The 18400-nt window shown below is 39.5% G+C and carries 18 protein-coding genes; 9 read left to right on the plus strand and 9 right to left on the minus strand.

From position 1 onward, the window contains the following. Positions 1-49 precede the first annotated feature (49 nt). From aspA to ureA, 9 genes are all read right to left on the minus strand, one after another. The gene (gene aspA / locus AAX15_RS05245) at positions 50-1468 is read right to left on the minus strand and encodes an aspartate ammonia-lyase (RefSeq protein WP_009500795.1); all 1419 of its coding nucleotides are present in this window, start codon (positions 1466-1468) and stop codon (positions 50-52) included. A gap of 155 nt (positions 1469-1623) precedes the next feature. Then, positions 1624-2436 (minus strand): urease accessory protein UreD, encoded by an 813-nt coding sequence (locus tag AAX15_RS05250; protein ID WP_046939437.1) that lies wholly within the window; start codon positions 2434-2436, stop codon positions 1624-1626. Between the two features lie 53 nt (positions 2437-2489). Continuing rightward, on the minus strand, positions 2490-3125 hold the full coding sequence (gene ureG, locus AAX15_RS05255; RefSeq protein ID WP_046939438.1) for an urease accessory protein UreG: 636 nt from the start codon (positions 3123-3125) through the stop codon (positions 2490-2492). An 84-nt stretch (positions 3126-3209) separates the two neighbouring features. Further along, positions 3210-3917, minus strand: a complete 708-nt coding sequence (locus tag AAX15_RS05260; RefSeq protein ID WP_046939439.1) for an urease accessory protein UreF — start codon at positions 3915-3917, stop codon at positions 3210-3212. Continuing rightward, complete coding sequence (gene ureE, locus AAX15_RS05265) at positions 3902-4459, minus strand: urease accessory protein UreE (protein WP_046939440.1); 558 nt, start codon at positions 4457-4459, stop codon at positions 3902-3904. The genes AAX15_RS05260 and ureE overlap by 16 nt, the downstream gene beginning before the upstream one ends. 22 nt (positions 4460-4481) lie before the next feature. Further along, entirely contained in the window at positions 4482-5528 is a 1047-nt protein-coding gene (locus AAX15_RS05270; protein ID WP_230599594.1) for a hypothetical protein, read from the minus strand. Between the two features lie 199 nt (positions 5529-5727). Further along, entirely contained in the window at positions 5728-7446 is a 1719-nt protein-coding gene (gene ureC / locus AAX15_RS05275; RefSeq protein ID WP_046939442.1) for an urease subunit alpha, read from the minus strand. 11 nt (positions 7447-7457) lie between these two features. Continuing rightward, on the minus strand, positions 7458-7763 hold the full coding sequence (gene ureB, locus AAX15_RS05280; RefSeq protein WP_046939443.1) for an urease subunit beta: 306 nt from the start codon (positions 7761-7763) through the stop codon (positions 7458-7460). Between the two features lie 22 nt (positions 7764-7785). Continuing rightward, a complete protein-coding gene (ureA, locus tag AAX15_RS05285; protein ID WP_005688619.1) occupies positions 7786-8088 on the minus strand; it encodes an urease subunit gamma in 303 nt (100 codons plus the stop codon). Between the two features lie 168 nt (positions 8089-8256). Between ureA and AAX15_RS05290 the strand changes: the two genes are divergently transcribed. The 9 genes from AAX15_RS05290 (at position 8257) to argH (ending at position 18200) form a co-directional block, all read left to right on the plus strand. Beyond that, on the plus strand, positions 8257-8547 hold the full coding sequence (locus tag AAX15_RS05290) for a co-chaperone GroES (RefSeq protein ID WP_046939444.1): 291 nt from the start codon (positions 8257-8259) through the stop codon (positions 8545-8547). A 19-nt stretch (positions 8548-8566) separates the two neighbouring features. Next, positions 8567-10210 carry a chaperonin GroEL gene (gene groL / locus AAX15_RS05295; protein WP_005635749.1) on the plus strand — a complete coding sequence of 548 codons (1644 nt, stop codon included), beginning with the start codon at positions 8567-8569 and terminating at the stop codon, positions 10208-10210. A 109-nt stretch (positions 10211-10319) separates the two neighbouring features. Continuing rightward, positions 10320-10868 (plus strand): YecA/YgfB family protein, encoded by a 549-nt coding sequence (locus AAX15_RS05300; protein ID WP_046939445.1) that lies wholly within the window; start codon positions 10320-10322, stop codon positions 10866-10868. Between the two features lie 11 nt (positions 10869-10879). Continuing rightward, positions 10880-12172 carry a Xaa-Pro aminopeptidase gene (pepP, locus tag AAX15_RS05305; RefSeq protein ID WP_046939446.1) on the plus strand — a complete coding sequence of 431 codons (1293 nt, stop codon included), beginning with the start codon at positions 10880-10882 and terminating at the stop codon, positions 12170-12172. Between the two features lie 101 nt (positions 12173-12273). Then, the gene (gene uspA / locus AAX15_RS05310; RefSeq protein ID WP_046939447.1) at positions 12274-12699 is read left to right on the plus strand and encodes a universal stress protein UspA; all 426 of its coding nucleotides are present in this window, start codon (positions 12274-12276) and stop codon (positions 12697-12699) included. Positions 12700-12886: 187 nt separating this feature from the next. Beyond that, positions 12887-15511 (plus strand): alanine--tRNA ligase, encoded by a 2625-nt coding sequence (gene alaS, locus AAX15_RS05315; protein WP_046939448.1) that lies wholly within the window; start codon positions 12887-12889, stop codon positions 15509-15511. 78 nt (positions 15512-15589) lie between these two features. Continuing rightward, positions 15590-15781, plus strand: a complete 192-nt coding sequence (gene csrA, locus AAX15_RS05320; RefSeq protein ID WP_005625841.1) for a carbon storage regulator CsrA — start codon at positions 15590-15592, stop codon at positions 15779-15781. 23 nt (positions 15782-15804) lie between these two features. Further along, a complete protein-coding gene (gene galU, locus AAX15_RS05325) occupies positions 15805-16692 on the plus strand; it encodes a UTP--glucose-1-phosphate uridylyltransferase GalU (protein ID WP_046939449.1) in 888 nt (295 codons plus the stop codon). Between the two features lie 134 nt (positions 16693-16826). Continuing rightward, positions 16827-18200, plus strand: coding sequence for an argininosuccinate lyase (gene argH, locus AAX15_RS05330; RefSeq protein WP_046939450.1), 1374 nt, complete (start codon positions 16827-16829; stop codon positions 18198-18200). The last annotated feature ends 200 nt before the right edge of the window (positions 18201-18400 follow it).

Genomic DNA, 18400 nt, shown 5'->3' on the forward strand with positions numbered 1-18400 from the left:
AATCAAAGTGCGGTTATTTCTATTCAAGGACTGAATAAATCATTCAGACTTATTTATTTAATTTCGCTTTGTAAGTTGGATTCATTAAGTTTTCTACAGAAAGAATGTCATCTAATTGTTCTTCTGTTAATAAACCTTTTTCTAACACAACTTCACGTACGCCTTTACCTGTTTGCGCACAGATTTTACCCACTAAGTCTCCGTTGTGGTGACCAATAAATGGATTTAAGTAAGTCACAATACCGATTGAATTAAACACGTAGTTTTCACAAATTTCTTTATTTACAGTGATGCCATCCACGCATTTATCGCGTAAGTTCACACAAGCATTCGTTAAGATATCAATAGATTCAAACATTGCTTGACCAATCACTGGTTCCATTACGTTTAATTGTAATTGACCTGCTTCAGATGCGAAGGTCACAGTGGTATCGTTACCAATTACTTTAAAGCATACTTGGTTCACTACTTCAGGAACAACTGGGTTTACTTTTGCAGGCATGATAGAAGAGCCAGCTTGTAATTCAGGTAAGTTAATTTCTTTAATACCAGCACGTGGACCAGAAGAAAGTAAACGCAAGTCATTACATACTTTAGAAAGTTTCACTGCAGTACGTTTTAATGCACCGTGAACCATGACATAAGCACCACAGTCAGATGTTGCCTCAATTAAGTTTTCTGCTGGTACGCAAGCTAATCCAGTTACTTCAGCAAGGTGTTTTACAACTAATTCTGTATAGCCTTGTGGAGTATTTAAACCAGTACCGATTGCAGTCGCACCAAGGTTTACTTCAAGGAGTAAATCTGCAGTACGTTTTAAGTTCCGCACTTCTTCTTCAAGTAATACGGCGAAAGCTTTGAATTCTTGGCCTACAGTCATTGGCACGGCATCTTGCAATTGGGTACGTCCCATTTTTAAGATGTTCGCAAACTCTTTTGCTTTATTATCAAAACCGTCGTGTAAATATTGAATTTTATCAATCAATTTTAAGATGCTGTTGTATACCGCAATACGGAAACCAGTAGGATACGCATCATTGGTTGATTGGCTTGCATTAACGTGGTCCATCGGATTAATCACGTTATATTCGCCTTTTTTATGGCCAATTTTTTCAAGGGCAAGGTTAGCAACCACTTCATTGGTATTCATATTGACAGACGTACCTGCACCACCTTGATATACGTCTGATGGGAATTGATCTAAGCATTTTCCCGTAGTAAGAATTTCATCACAAGCAGCCACTATCGCTTTTGCAATATCACTTGGAATTGCACCTAATTCACCATTGGCTAAAGCCGTTGCTTTTTTCACCATCACCATGCCACGTACAAACTCAGGCACGTCAGAAATGGTTACATTAGAAATATTGAAATTTTCTACCGCTCTTAATGTATGAATACCCCAGTACGCATCTGCTGGTACATCACGTTCGCCGAGTAAATCTACTTCTTTTCTAAATTGAGTCATTTGAATCACCTTTTCTGATTAGTTAATTTGACGCCATTATAGAAATTTTAAGGAGAAAAAACTTGACCAAGATCACATTTTCAAAAAATGCTCTCAAGACATATTTTCATTTTTCGGATTAGTTTTTTTAGGGGAAAATAAGTTTTCTATCAATCTTACGCAGATTTTAACTGCTCACCAATTTTCTCAAACAGTTTCTGAATTTGCTCTGCCCTATGCCCTAACACTCGCATAATCAAGCCTCCTTCATTCAACTGAGATATACCAAGAAGTAAGGATTTATCTGTTTCTTGTTGTTGAAGCTGTTGCGCTATCTGCTTAATTTCTAAAGATGTTTTTTGTAAGTTAATGTAAACCAATGATCCCTGATGTGAAAAACCTTCCATTTGGCTTAAAGCAGTTAAATTCATTTTAGATGGTAACCACTGAATACAATCCAACATCAGCGGTTTAACTTTCCCGTTTTCTTGCACAAGCTGAACTTTTAAATGAGAAGAAAATTGGCGAAATTCAAAACGCTCATCATTTGCCACTCGCCCAATAGCCACAATTTCACCATAAATCAGCGTACTCTCAGGTTGCATATTGATTAACGTTTTTTGCTTAAGAGCTGAATTCTTATGCAAAACCAATGGATGAGGTAAGTAAAATAAACGACTTTTCTCAGCAAGTTGAATCAATGTATTTTGTTCGGCAAAATCGTCCTCATTCATTGCCTGAACTCGAGTAAATGCCTGCGTATTTAAAGAAAGCGCGGTAGATTTTTCGAGAGTTATTTGAATATCAACTCGATCCCCCGCTAATAAACCTGGAGAAGAAGACATTTGCATTGCGCTAAGTCCATTTTCCCAAGAATCGGCATAAGCAGATAACGTCATTACTTTAAAAGGTGGCGTCACAAAGTATTCATCAAGTTGAGTTTTGCCGTTTGAGGAAAGTTTGGTTGAAAGTTTGAGGGTACTATTCATAATTTTTTCAATTTGTAAAAAACTCCCCTCTTTAAAGGAGAGGGGATGATTCTTTATCTCACTAATACTTTAGGTTCTTCCACATTCTTCAATAACGCATATTTTTCAATCCAACCAATCACGCCATCAAGATTTTCTTTTTTCATCAAATTAGTGAAAATAAATGGCTGACCGTTACGCATACGGCGAGCATCACGTTCCATAATGCTTAAATCCGCGCCAACAAATGGTGCTAGGTCTGTTTTATTAATCACTAACAAATCTGAACGAGTGATACCCGGCCCACCTTTGCGTGGGATTTTCTCGCCTTGAGCCACGTCAATCACAAAAATGGTCACATCTGCTAAATCGGGGCTAAAAGTTGCCGATAAGTTATCACCGCCTGATTCGATAAAGACAATTTCCACATCAGGAAAACGAGCTACCATTTCATCGACCGCTTCTAAATTCATTGAGGCATCTTCACGAATTGCCGTATGTGGGCAACCACCTGTCTCTACTCCCATAATTCGCTCTGGCGGAAGTAAACTATTTTTAGTTAAAAATTCCGCATCTTCTTGGGTGTAGATGTCGTTAGTAATCACTGCCACGCTATATTTACTCGCCATTTCACGAGTGAGTTTTTCAATTAAGGCGGTTTTGCCCGCGCCAACAGGGCCAGCCACGCCGATTTTAATGTAGTTACGCATAATGTTCCTTTCGTTTTTGATGATCACAGAAAAGGCTCATAAACACTTCTGTGATAGTAAAATCTCAATAAAAAATGACCGCACTTACGACATATAAAGTCGCGTATAAAGTACTTCGTGTTGCATTGCTCGTATATCATTCGCAAGCGTTGCAGCACCAAGCCAATCTAAATCGGGTTCTAAACTTAATTCCACTGCTTGAATAAGAGATGCTCGTAAATCGAACAAAATATCTTGCCCATCCATTTGACTGAGAGGGATTAGCTTCACGCCGTTAGTGATCACACCGACTGCTGCGTTGTAGTAGAACGCATAGAGTGTGTCGGCTTTAGTTAAGCCCATGGCTTGAGCAACCATTGCAAACACTATCGGAAAATAGCCTTGCACTCGTTTTTCCGCAATCGCTTGTTGGTAAGCGGTGAGCAACGTATGTGTTTCATAGCGAATAAAAATTTTCAGCAATCGTACGCCGAGTTTAAAACTCCCTTCACGGCTTTCACGTGCTACTTTGGTGGCGGAAAGTTGCCAATCCAGCTCACATAAACGATCAAAATTGCCCTCATACATTGCATCAAACGCAAGCGAAAGATACTCCCCATCGTTGTAAATCCAGTTCTGTAAAAGCTGGGTTTGCACATACTCTTCGAGAGTTGCTTTACTTTCCACCACACGTTGCTGGACGAAGGTTTCCAAACCGTTAGAATGGTTAAATCCGCCAATCGGCAAGGTGGGATCGACCAAGTGCAACAATGCACCTAAATCCGTTAAAGAGCGGTTTAATGTTTGTGCCAATTGCCGTCTCCATGGTGGTGATAGCCATGATGATCGTGCGAATGGCTATGAGAATGTCCGTGCCCTTGTGCAGAATTTGCTCTTAAGGCTTGGCTCAAACGACGCTGTGCTTTTTGTGGGTTAAATCCTGCCGCCTCTAACCATTCAAACATAGGCTTATCGTAAGGCAATGTAACTTCATCACCATCTAAAAAGAGCGGTGAATGTTTATTGCCAATTTCATAACAGGCTCTCGCCATTTCAGGTAAGGATTGAGGTGAAAGCACAATCACTTCAGAGGGCAATATTTCAATCGCAATGACTAACTCATTACTGATAAACACTACATCATCGTGTTTTAAACGTTGCCCTTCCTTTAACAAGCGAAAAGCCACTTCACGTCCCGTATTTGTCGTTTTACGAAGAATGTTGCGCTCGCTTTCATACCATTCCAATGCGACTAGCTCGATAGTTTGACTTGTAATTCGTCCCTCTGATTGAAGGCTAGTTAAATTGCCTAAAATGGCATCCATAATAGGGAGAATTGGGTTAATTATTTTCATATTGAGCTTCATTGTTTTAAAATTAATACAATCCTAGTTGAGTCATTGCTTGCTTAACAGCTATTGCATTATTTGTATTAGGGTAATTTTCTAATACATAATCGAATTGACCTTGTGCAGCTTGTTTATTTTTTGAATAATTGTAATAGTTAATCCAGGCTTGAACAGACCAATCAATTTGCCCTGTATATGCTAAGAGATCAGCTAAATTTCCCCAGGTAGCTCCTCTCTTAGGAGTAATTTTTAGAGATGCAGTAAAGTTAATTTGAGCGTTCTTCAGGTCCTCAGACATATAATAAGCATATCCTAAATTACCTAGAATTTCTGAATCAGCTGGATTTAAGCTTTTAGCTTGTTCTAATTTTGAAATAGCTAATGCAAAATTATTATTTCTAATTAATGAGATAGCCTCTCTATTTAAACTTCTTGATTGAGCCTTAGAATTATTTGTAATTGTTACTTGTGGTGTTTTTACTCCAACAGAATCAAATTGCTTGGCTGCAGCGCTATAATCAGGCTGAAAAGTTGATATTTTTTGTTTATCTGAATTACTTAACCAATAAATTTGTTGAGGTGGAGTATCTAACATAGCTAAACGAAGGTTATCAGGCACCCCCATATTTTTATAATAGTCATTCATATCAATAGATGCATATCTTGCAGAGGCATTGTCGTAGTTTCCTGATGAGATCCTGTGAACACCTAATTGACTATTGTTATCAGCAATTCTAGGATAACCTGCAATAAAAATATTAAAACAAGCACTAGCACAAGTGCTGTTACTAAATACAAAAGTTGAAATTTTGTTTTGTAAAATATAATTGGATATTAATTCTCCAGCCAAAACACTTCCCCCTCCACTGTTTAGTGATATTACCTTGATTGGGTTTCCTGAGGCTCTCCAGGATTCGGCAATATTGATAAATTTTCTCCCATCATATACTTCAATATTTCCATAAATTTCCATTACAACTGTACCATCTTGTAAAGCCTGAACTGGCATTTCAGCTGAAAAAGCCAACGGAGAAATCGTTAAAGAAAGAAATAGTTCTTTGAGCCAATTTTTCATATTTTCCCCAATATAAAATATTATTTTTACAGAGCTATAAGTGTCTCTCATTAGCAGATTAAGTAAAGGCTCATATTAGATATTAAATCTTTTGATAAATTATCAATACTGAATACTTTTAGCTCATATTCTGAGAGTCATATAAATTAGTCAGGTGAATCTTCACACACTCAATAATAGAAAGTGTGTGAAGATTATATTAAAACATAAAATATCGCTGCCCCAATGGCACCGTATCCACTGGTTCACAGGTAATTAACTCTCCGTCCACTCGTACTTCATAACGTTCAGCATCAACAGTAATATTCGGTGTTGCATCATTATGAACAAGATCTTTTTTACTCACGCTGCGGCAGCCTTTTACGGATAACGTTTCTTTTTGCAAACCGAATTTTGTACGAACATCGGCTTTTTCAGCGGCTTGTGAAACGAAGAATACTGCAGTTTGTGCCGTTGCTAAGCCTTGTGCGCCGTACATTGGACGGTAGAATACAGGTTGCGGTGTTGGAATTGAGGCATTTGGATCGCCCATTTTAGCGTAGCTAATAAAGCCTTTTTTAATCACCACTTCTGGTTTTACCCCAAAGAACATCGGTTTCCATAACACAATATCTGCAATTTTGCCCACTTCTAACGAGCCAATATGATCCGCAATACCGTGTGCAATTGCTGGGTTGATGGTGTATTTCGCAATGTAGCGTTTAATGCGGAAGTTATCATTTCCTTCATTGCCTAGCTCACCACGTTGCATTTTCATTTTATCTGCAGTTTGCCATGTACGAATAACAACTTCGCCAATACGTCCCATTGCTTGAGAGTCAGAACTCATAATTGAGAAAACACCCATGTCATGCAAAATATCTTCTGCTGCAATGGTTTCAGGGCGGATACGGCTATCAGCAAATGCTACGTCTTCTGGTACACGTTTATCTAAGTGATGGCAAACCATCAACATATCTAAATGTTCATCAATGGTGTTTTTCGTAAATGGACGAGTCGGGTTGGTTGAAGCAGGCAATACGTTTGGATACATCGCTGCTTTAATGATGTCAGGTGCATGACCGCCACCCGCGCCTTCTGTGTGGAAGGTGTGAATCACACGTCCATCAATCGCTTTCATAGTATCTTCTAAGAAGCCACTTTCATTTAGCGTGTCGGTGTGAATTGCCACTTGAATATCCATTTCATCTGCGACTTTTAATGCCGAATCAATTACTGCAGGGGTTGCGCCCCAGTCTTCGTGGATTTTTAAACCTAATGCGCCCGCTTCAATTTGTTCGCGTAGCGGATCTAAAGTTGAGCAGTTTCCTTTACCAAAAAAACCGACGTTTACAGGCAATGCCTCTGCTGCTTGGAACATACGCTCCATATACCAAGCGCCCGGTGTACAAGTGGTCGCGTGCGTACCATCAGCCGGGCCTGTTCCCCCACCAATTAAGGTAGTCACGCCACTTTCAATCGCATGCTGTGCTTGTTGAGGGCAAATAAAGTGAATATGGGTATCAATACCACCAGCAGTTGCAATTAAATGTGCACCGTTATGCACTTCTGTGCTTGCACCGATAATCATATTTGGCGTGACGTTATCCATGGTGTCAGGGTTACCCGCTTGTCCAATACCGACAATACGCCCATCGCGAATACCAATGTCGGCTTTGATAATGCCTAATTTCGCATCAATGATCATCACGTTGGTAATCACAAAATCCAATACGTTTGGATTGTCACGAGTTGCGGTACCGCTTTGCGCCATGCCATCACGTACACTTTTACCGCCACCAAATTTACATTCATCACCTTTAGTCAATAAATCTTGTTCAATGGTTGCCCATAAATTGGTATCGCCTAAACGGACTTTATCACCCACCGTAGGGCCATAAGTTGCTACATATTGTGCTCTTGAAATTGTTAATGCCATTTTGCCCTACCTTATAATTTTCCATCAATTTTATTATGGAAACCGTAAATGATTTGGTTACCACCAAAAGCAACTAATTCCACTGATTTCACTTCCCCCGGTTCAAAACGTACCGCATTGCCAGATGGCACATTTAAACGCATTCCGCGTGCTAAAGTGCGGTCAAATTTAAGAGCATTATTGGTTTCAAAGAAATGGTAATGCGAACCGACTTGGATTGGACGGTCGCCTAAATTGGTTACTTCAATTATCACTGTTTTTCTGCCGACATTAGCGAGAATATCGCCTTCGGCTAATTGGTATTCGCCTGGGATCATAGTATTTAAATCCTTCTATTTTTTATCTAATCGGATTATGCACGGTAACAAGTTTTGTACCATCGGGGAAAGTCGCTTCAATCTGAACTTCATGAACCATTTCGGCCACACCTTCCATGACATCATCAACGGTTAAAAGTGTTGAGCCATATTGCATCACTTCCGCTACACTCATTCCATCTCTTGCCGCCTCTTGTAAATGGCTCGCAATATAAGCAATAGTTTCTGGATAATTTAATTTAACGCCTCTCGCTTTACGTTTTGCAGCCAGTTCACCAGCCAAAAAGAGCATGAGTTTCTCTTGTTCTCTTGATGTTAAGTGCATATCTTCATTCCTTCATTTATTTATCGCACAAAGAGCGGCGAATTTTACGTAAAAAATCCAAATAGGAAAAACATTTTGTCAGAATTTTTTTATTCATAGCCCTTGAAAGCGAAAAAATCCTCCTTATATAGAAACCGCACTTACAAATTCTTAAGAAGGAAATTAATCATGAATATTCGTCCTTTACACGATCGTGTAATTATTAAACGTGAAGAAGTCGAAACCCGTTCAGCTGGCGGTATCGTATTAACAGGTTCAGCAGCGACCAAATCAACCCGTGCGAAAGTATTAGCAGTGGGTAAAGGTCGTATTTTAGAAAATGGTACCGTTCAACCTTTAGATGTAAAAGTTGGCGATACAGTCATTTTCAATGATGGTTATGGCGTGAAAACTGAAAAAATCGATGGTGAAGAAGTATTAATCATTTCTGAAAACGATATCTTAGCAATTGTAGAATAATTAAATAAGGGAAAAGAAAATGGCAGCAAAAGACGTAAAATTTGGTAATGACGCACGCGTAAAAATGCTTAAAGGCGTGAATGTATTAGCCGATGCAGTAAAAGTAACCCTTGGCCCGAAAGGTCGTAATGTAATTTTAGATAAATCGTTTGGCGCACCAACTATCACTAAAGACGGTGTGTCTGTTGCTCGTGAAATCGAATTAGAAGATAAATTCGAAAACATGGGTGCTCAAATGGTGAAAGAAGTGGCATCTAAAGCAAATGATGCGGCAGGTGATGGCACAACCACTGCAACTGTACTTGCGCAAGCTATCGTAAATGAAGGCTTAAAAGCAGTAGCGGCAGGCATGAATCCAATGGATTTAAAACGTGGTATCGATAAAGCAGTAAGTGCGGTTGTTTCTGAGCTTAAAAATTTATCTAAACCTTGTGAAACAGCGAAAGAAATTGAACAAGTAGGGACTATTTCAGCAAACTCTGATAGCATTGTGGGTCAATTAATCTCACAAGCGATGGAAAAAGTGGGTAAAGAAGGGGTGATTACCGTTGAAGATGGTACAGGTCTTGAAGATGAATTAGATGTGGTTGAAGGGATGCAATTCGACCGTGGTTACCTTTCTCCATATTTCATCAACAAACCAGAAACTGCAACGGTTGAATTAGATAATCCATATCTTCTTCTTGTTGATAAAAAAATCTCTAACATTCGTGAATTACTTCCTGTGTTAGAAGGTGTTGCGAAAGCAGGTAAACCGTTATTAATCATCGCTGAAGATGTGGAAGGTGAAGCGCTTGCAACCTTAGTGGTGAACACTATGCGCGGTATCGTGAAAGTTGCAGCAGTGAAAGCGCCAGGTTTTGGTGATCGTCGTAAAGCGATGTTACAAGATATTGCGATCTTAACTGCAGGTACTGTGATTTCTGAAGAAATCGGCATGGAACTTGAAAAAGCAACATTAGAAGATTTAGGTCAAGCAAAACGTGTTGTTATCAATAAAGATAACACAACTATTATTGATGGTATTGGTGATGAGTCTCAAATCAAAGGTCGCGTTGCTCAAATTCGTCAACAAATTGAAGAATCAACTTCTGACTACGACAAAGAAAAACTTCAAGAACGCGTGGCTAAACTTGCCGGTGGAGTAGCTGTAATCAAAGTTGGTGCAGCAACTGAAGTTGAAATGAAAGAGAAAAAAGACCGTGTGGATGATGCGTTACACGCAACTCGTGCCGCGGTTGAAGAAGGTATCGTTGCAGGTGGCGGCGTTGCATTAGTTCGCGCAGCAGCGAAAGTTGCAGCAAGCTTAAAAGGTGACAACGAAGAACAAAATGTAGGTATCAAACTTGCGTTACGTGCAATGGAAGCACCTTTACGTCAAATCGTCACTAACGCGGGTGAAGAAGCATCGGTTGTAGCAAGTGCGGTTAAAAATGGCGAAGGAAACTTTGGTTATAACGCAGGCACAGAACAATACGGCGATATGATCGAAATGGGTATCTTAGATCCAACTAAAGTAACTCGTTCTGCATTGCAATTCGCAGCATCTGTAGCAGGCTTAATGATTACCACTGAATGTATGGTAACCGAGCTTCCAAAAGATGAAAAAGCTGACCTAGGCGCAGGCATGGGCGGTATGGGTGGAATGGGCGGAATGATGTAATTTGCCCATCATCAGGTAAAAAGTGCGGTCGTTTTTCCACGAGGAAAAGCGATCGCTTTTTTATTTACAAAGGTTTACACTAATTTCAAATTGACTCAGGAAATCTATTATGCTCATTTCTCATTCTGACCTTAACCAACAACTTAAATCTGCTGGAATCGGCTTTAATGCAACAGAACTACACGGCTTTTTAAGCGGTTTACTTTGTGGTGGCTTAAAAGATCAAAGTTGGCTACCGCTCTTATATCAATTCAGCAATGATAATCACGCTTACCCAACAGCATTAGTTCAACCCGTTACAGAACTTTATGAAAAAATTAGTCAAACCTTATCAGATGTTGAAGGATTTACCTTTGAACTTGGTTTAACCGAAGATGAAAATGTCTTTGCACAGGCGGATAGCTTATCTGACTGGGCAAACCAATTCTTACTTGGTCTTGGTTTAGCACAACCTGAATTAGCAAAAGAAAAAGGCGAAATTGGCGAAGCCGTAGATGATTTACAAGATATTTGCCAACTTGGTTATGATGAAGACGATAACGAAGAAGAGCTTGCGGAAGCGCTAGAAGAAATCATTGAATATGTTCGCACCATTGCTATGTTGTTCTATTCTCATTTCAACGAAGGAGAAATTGAGAGCAAACCTGTATTACATTAAGGAGATCTAGGATGGAATTGGCTTATATGGCAGAATTGCCTAAAGAAGAATTTGGGGAACGCCGCACACGAGTATTTGCTCAGATGCAACCTAATTCGGCATTATTGCTTTTTTCTGAAATTGAAAAACGCCGTAATAATGATTGTTCCTATCCTTTCCGTCAAGACAGCTATTTTTGGTATTTAACAGGCTTTAATGAGCCGAATGCAGCACTATTATTACTGAAAACAGAACAAACCGAAAAAGCCATTATTTTTCTCCGTCCACGCGATCCGTTACTTGAAACGTGGAATGGTCGCCGATTAGGTGTTGAGCATGCACCACAACAACTTAATGTAAATGAAGCCTATTCTATTGAAGAATTTGCTACCGTACTGCCAAAAATACTGAAAAATTTGACCGCACTTTACTATGTGCCAGAAATTCATACTTGGGGTGATAAATTAGTGGCAGAAAGTGCGGTAAATTTTAGCGAGATTTTAGATTGGCAACCAATGCTCAGCGAAATGCGCCTTATAAAATCGCCTAATGAAATCCGATTAATGCAACAAGCGGGACAAATTACAGCGCTAGGGCATATTAAAGCAATGCAAACGACACGCCCAAATCGCTTTGAATATGAAATTGAAAGTGATATTTTGCATGAATTTAATCGTCATTGCGCAAGATTTCCTTCTTACAATTCCATTGTTGCAGGGGGAAATAACGCCTGTATTTTGCACTATACAGAAAATGATCGCCCATTAAATGATGGGGATTTAGTGCTCATTGACGCTGGCTGTGAGTTTGCCATGTATGCAGGCGATATTACCCGCACGTTTCCTGTAAATGGAAAATTTAGCCTGCCTCAACGCGAAATTTATGAGTTGGTTTTAAAAGCCCAAAAACGTGCGATTGAATTACTTATACCTGGCAATTCCATTAAGCAAGCCAATGATGAAGTCATTCGTATTAAAACCCAAGGATTAGTGGATTTAGGCATCTTAAAAGGTGATGTTGATACACTCATTGAACAACAAGCTTATCGACAATTTTATATGCATGGATTAGGCCACTGGCTAGGCTTAGATGTGCATGACGTGGGTAGTTATGGTCAAGATAAACAACGGATACTCGAAATCGGCATGGTGATTACCGTTGAACCAGGTATTTATATTTCTGAAGATGCTGATGTGCCAGAGCAATACAAGGGCATTGGCGTGCGCATTGAGGATAATTTACTGATGACTGAATATGGTAATAAAATCCTAACCGCAGCGGCTCCCAAAGAAATTGCAGACATTGAAAATTTAATGAATTTTTAATAAAAATGTTTAAATTGTGATCTAGTACACAGTTTTTTATTGCTCAGAATGTTAACATTAGAACCAGTTAAAAGCCGAACCAATCAGTTAAGGAGTCGATTATGTACAAACACGTTTTAGTGGCAGTAGATCTTTCTGAAGAAAGTCCAGTTTTACTTAAAAAAGCAGTTGGAATTGCCAAACGCCACGATGCAAAACTTTCTATCATCCACGTTGATGTGAACTTCTCGGATCTTTATACTGGATTGATTGATGTGAATATGTCTTCAATGCAAGACAGGATTTCCACAGAAACACAAAAAGCTCTATTAGATTTAGCTGAAAGTGCGGATTATCCAATTTCAGAAAAATTGAGTGGCAGTGGTGATTTAGGACAAGTTCTAAGTGATGCCATCGAACAATATGATGTAGATTTATTAGTGACGGGACATCACCAAGATTTTTGGAGTAAGTTAATGTCTTCAACACGTCAAGTGATGAATACGATTAAAATTGATATGTTGGTTGTTCCGCTTAGAGATGAATAATTAACAAGAAATTGTTTTTTGAATAATCTGAAATAACTTAAATTTTAACCGCACTTCTCAAATAGCGTCGTGGAGTGCGGTTTTATTTTGGGGTTTTGGCAAAAAGCCTTTTTATAAATTTCAAAAATATGCAAAAATAGGGCGATTTAGTTTTTATTTTTATTATGGGTAACAAGGATTTTTTTTAATGAAAACAACAGCAGAAATAAGACAATCATTCCTTGACTTTTTCCATAGCAAAGGCCACCAAGTAGTTGAGAGTAGCTCACTTGTGCCGGAAAATGATCCGACTTTGCTTTTCACGAACGCTGGGATGAACCAATTTAAGGATGTGTTCCTTGGAATGGATAAACGCCCTTATTCTAGAGCGACCACCGCGCAACGTTGCGTACGTGCTGGTGGTAAACATAATGATTTAGAAAATGTTGGTTATACCGCGCGTCATCATACTTTCTTTGAAATGCTCGGGAACTTCAGTTTTGGTGATTACTTTAAACACGATGCGATTAATTTTGCTTGGGAATATTTAACTTCTCCACAATGGCTTGGTTTACCTAAAGAAAAACTATGGGTAACCGTGTATGAAACCGATGACGAAGCCTACAACATCTGGAATAAAGAAGTCGGTGTTCCCGCTGAACGCATTATTCGCATTGGTGACAATAAAGGTGCACCTTACGCATCAGACAACTTCTGGGCAATGGGCGATACCGGTCCTTGTGGTCCTTGTACTGAAATTTTCTACGATCACGGTGATCATATTTGGGGCGGTCCTCCAGGCTCACCAGAAGAAGATGGCGACCGTTATATTGAAATCTGGAACGTTGTGTTCATGCAATTCAACCGTTTAGCTGATGGCACAATGGAAAAATTACCACGCCCATCAGTTGATACAGGTATGGGCTTAGAGCGTATTTCTGCTGTATTGCAACATGTGAACTCAAACTACGAGATTGATATTTTCAAAATATTAATCGCAAAAACGGCTGAAGTTGTAGGCACAACAGATTTAAGTAATAAATCATTACGTGTTATTGCTGACCATATTCGTTCTTGTGCATATTTAATCGCAGATGGCGTTATTCCATCAAACGAAGGCCGTGGTTATGTCTTACGTCGTATTATTCGCCGCGCAGTTCGTCACGGTCACTTATTAGGTGCCAAAGAAGCCTTTTTCTATAAACTCGTGCCAACTCTAATTGAAGTCATGGCAGAAGCGGGCAAAGACGTAAAAGCAAAACAAGTAAATGTTGAAAAACTATTACGTTTAGAAGAAGAACAATTTGCTCGCACTCTAGAGCGCGGCTTGAGCTTATTAGATGAAGCTCTTGCTCAAGTGAAAGATGGTGTTCTTTCAGGTGAAGTTGCATTCAAACTTTATGACACATATGGTTTCCCATTGGATTTAACGGCTGATGTATGTCGTGAGCGCAATATCACTATTGATGAACAAGCGTTTGACCGCGAAATGGAAGCACAACGTACTCGTGCTCAAGCAGCGAGTCAGTTTGGTGTGGACTACAACAGCATTATTCGTGTAGATGGTGAAACCAAGTTTGAAGGCTATACTGAAGTCGAATCTCAAGCAAAAATCACCGCACTTTTCTATGATGGTAAATCAGTGGAAAGTATCGAAGCGGGTCAAAGTGCGGTCGTTATTTTGGAAAATACGCCGTTTTATGCAGAATCAGGTGGTCAAATTGGTGACAGCGGATATTTGAGCACACAAGGCGTTATCTTTAATGTGAAAGATACCCAAAAATATGGGCAAGTATTTGGACACATTGGAGAATTAACGCAAGGAAGTTTGAAAGTTGGGCAATCAGTGAATGCTATTGTGGATGCAGAACGTCGCCATAACACATCGCTCAATCACTCAGCAACACACTTATTGCACGCGGCCTTACGTCAAGTTTTAGGTCAACATGTTGTGCAAAAAGGCTCACTTGTTTCAGATAAAGCCTTGCGTTTTGACTTTGCACAACCTGAAGCCATTACAAAAGAACAATTAACTCAAATTGAAACATTAGTAAACCAAAAAATCCGTGCTAACTTCCCTGTTCAAACGGATATTATGGACATTGATTCAGCGAAAGCAAAAGGGGCAATGGCACTCTTTGGCGAGAAATATGGTGATAACGTTCGCGTATTGACCATGGGCGACTTCTCAATTGAGCTTTGTGGTGGTATTCACGCAAAACGCACTGGGGATATCGGTCTATTTAAAATTATTACTGAAAGCGCAGTGGCTGCAGGCGTTCGTCGTATTGAAGCTGTAACTGGTGAAAATGCGATTGAGTGGTTACATAATCAACAACGTATTCTGAACCAAAGCGCAGACCTATTAAAATCAGACGTAAATACCTTAGTGGAAAAAATCCAACAACTTCAAGACAAAGCGAAGAAAGTGGAAAAAGAATTGCAAGGTCTAAAAGAAAAAGCCGCAATGCAGGCTGGTTCTGATTTTGTAAAAAGTGCGGTAAAAATCAATGGTGTTTCTGTTATCGCACAACAATTAGACGGCATAGAAACAAAATCATTACGTGTGATGGTCGACGATTTAAAAAATCAACTCGGCTCAGGCGTAATCGCATTCGCATCAATCTTAGATGAAAAAGTCAACCTTGTCGTTGGTGTAACAAACGATTTAACTACCAAAGTAAAAGCTGGAGAGCTCGTTAACTTAATGGCTCAACAGGTCGGGGGTAAAGGCGGTGGTCGTCCGGATATGGCAATGGCAGGAGGCTCCCAACCAGAAAATGTGGCACAAGCAGTTAAAGTGGCGCAGGACTGGTTAAACAAAAATCTGTAGTACAAGCCGGTTGGTGGGATGCCAACCCTTCCTTGATTGATAGGGATATCTAATAAATGCAAACTAAGGAGATAAAAGATGTTAATCTTGACTCGTAAAGTTGGCGAAAGTGTACTTATTGGAAATGATATTTCTATCACGATTTTGAGTGTACGTGGAAACCAAGTTAAACTCGGTGTAGAAGCGCCTAAAGAAGTATCCGTTCACCGAGAAGAAATTTACCAACGAATTAAACAGATGAAAGATGAACAATTAGACAGTTCATCATAATCGTAAATAATGGATTTAATATTATGAAAGCAATTATCCCTGTAGCCGGTCTAGGTACACGCATGTTGCCTGCTACGAAGGCAATTCCGAAGGAAATGCTCACTTTGGTTGATAAGCCATTGATTCAATACGTGGTAAATGAGTGTGTTGCAGCCGGCATAAAAGAAATTGTGCTTGTCACGCATTCATCAAAAAATGCTATCGAAAACCATTTTGATACCTCTTTTGAACTAGAAACGATGCTAGAAAAACGTGTTAAACGTCAGCTTCTAGAAGAAGTGCGCTCTATCTGTCCAAAAGATGTAACTATTATGCATGTTCGCCAAGGTAATGCTAAGGGCTTAGGTCATGCTGTTCTTTGTGGTCGTCCAGTAGTTGGTAATGAGCCTTTTGCTGTAGTATTACCCGATGTATTATTGGCTGATTTTAGCGCAAACCAGAAAAAAGAAAATCTTTCCGCAATGATTAGACGTTTTAAAGAAACAGGAGCTAGTCAGATAATGGTTGCACCTGTTCCACAAGAAAATGTGAGTAGCTATGGTGTTGCAGATTGTGGTGGTGCAGATCTTAATGGCGGTGAAAGTGCAAAAATTAATAGTATTGTTGAAAAACCCTGTATTGAGGATGCGCCATCAAATCTTGCTGTAGTGGGTCGTTATGTTTTCTCAGCAGCAATTTGGGACTTGTTGGAAAAGACGCCAATTGGTGTTGGTGATGAAATCCAATTAACCGATGCTATTGATATGCTCATTGAAGAAGAAACTGTTGAAGCATTCCATATGACAGGTGAAACATTCGACTGTGGTGATAAAATTGGCTATATGGAAGCTTTCGTAGAATACGGTATTCGTCACGAAAAATTAGGTAAAGAATTCAAAACATTTATCAAAAATTTAGCAAAAACGCTATAAATAGCACTAATACAGATAAAATGGACAAAATGAAAGGTTTTGTCCATTTTTGTTTTATTATTAATATAGAATGTTGCTTTGTGCATAAATATGCACAATAATAGAATAATTAATTAAAACAAAAAGGAAAGATTATGGCACTTTGGGGTGGGCGTTTTACGCAAGCAGCGGATAAACGTTTTAAAGATTTTAATGACTCGTTACGTTTTGATTATCGTTTGGCAGAACAGGATATTCAAGGCTCGATTGGTTGGTCCAAAGCCTTGGTGAAAGTCAATGTATTAACTATCGAAGAACAGCATCAACTTGAGCAAGCACTCAATGAATTACTTATTGAAGTGCGGTCAAATCCGCAAGCAATTTTACAAGATGATGCTGAAGATATTCATAGTTGGGTTGAAAGTAAGCTAATTGATAAAGTAGGCAACCTTGGTAAAAAATTACATACTGGTCGTAGCCGTAACGATCAAGTGGCAGTAGATATAAAACTATGGTGCAAACAACGCGTGGTTGAATTACAAGAATCAGTACGTAATTTGCAACGCCACTTAGTTCAAACCGCAGAAAACACACAACAAGCAGTAATGCCTGGCTATACCCATTTACAACGAGCTCAACCAATAACGTTTGCCCATTGGTGTATGGCGTATGTAGAAATGTTCGACCGCGACTATTCACGTTTAACAGATGCGTATAATCGAATGAATACCTGTCCACTTGGTAGTGGTGCGCTGGCTGGTACGGCTTATGCGGTAGATCGTGATTCACTTGCTCACGATCTTGGTTTTGCTTTCGCAACTAGAAATAGCTTAGATAGCGTCTCTGATCGCGATCATATCGTAGAGTTGCTTTCCATCGCCTCCCTCAGTATGGCGCACCTTTCCCGCTTTGCTGAAGATATGATTATCTTTAACAGCGGAGAGGCAAATTTCGTAGAGCTATCCGACCGTGTGACTTCTGGCTCATCATTAATGCCACAAAAGAAAAATCCTGATGCGTGTGAGTTAATTCGAGGCAAAGCAGGCAGAGTAATCGGCTCATTAACAGGCATGCTAGTCACCTTAAAAGGCTTGCCACTTGCGTATAATAAAGATATGCAAGAAGACAAAGAGGGCATTTTTGATGCCTTAGATACCTGGCAAAACTGTGTAGATATGGCAACGTTCGTATTAGATGAATTGAAAGTAAATGTTGAACGTACTCGTGAAGCCGCGTTAAAAGGTTATTCAAACGCAACTGAATTAGCGGATTATTTAGTCTCTAAAGGCGTACCTTTCCGAGATTCCCATCATATCGTGGGTGAAACAGTTGTTTATGCAATCGAGAAAGGCAAAGGATTAGAAGATCTTACTATCCCTGAATTCCGCCAATTTAGTGAAGTAGTGGGAGATGATGTTTACGAGATTCTTTCTCTTCAATCTTGCTTAGACAAACGTTGTGCAAAAGGTGGTGTATCGCCATTGCGTGTTGCCGAAGCTATTGCAGAAGCCAAAACAAGATTCGCTTAATTATATTTTAACGCGCATATCACAATTGGATTTCACAAGACTCCCTTGCAATCCACTGAATAGCCCCAATTATGAGTAGCAACACTTAAATAAGATGATAAAAACAAAAAGTGCGGGAAAAAACTACCGCACTTTTTATTTCAATTAGGAATGATCAATGACCAATCAACAAGACTATACTCAAGACAATGACAAGCTTT

The organism is Haemophilus haemolyticus (assembly GCF_001008275.1).
Lineage (GTDB): Bacteria > Pseudomonadota > Gammaproteobacteria > Enterobacterales > Pasteurellaceae > Haemophilus > Haemophilus haemolyticus_P.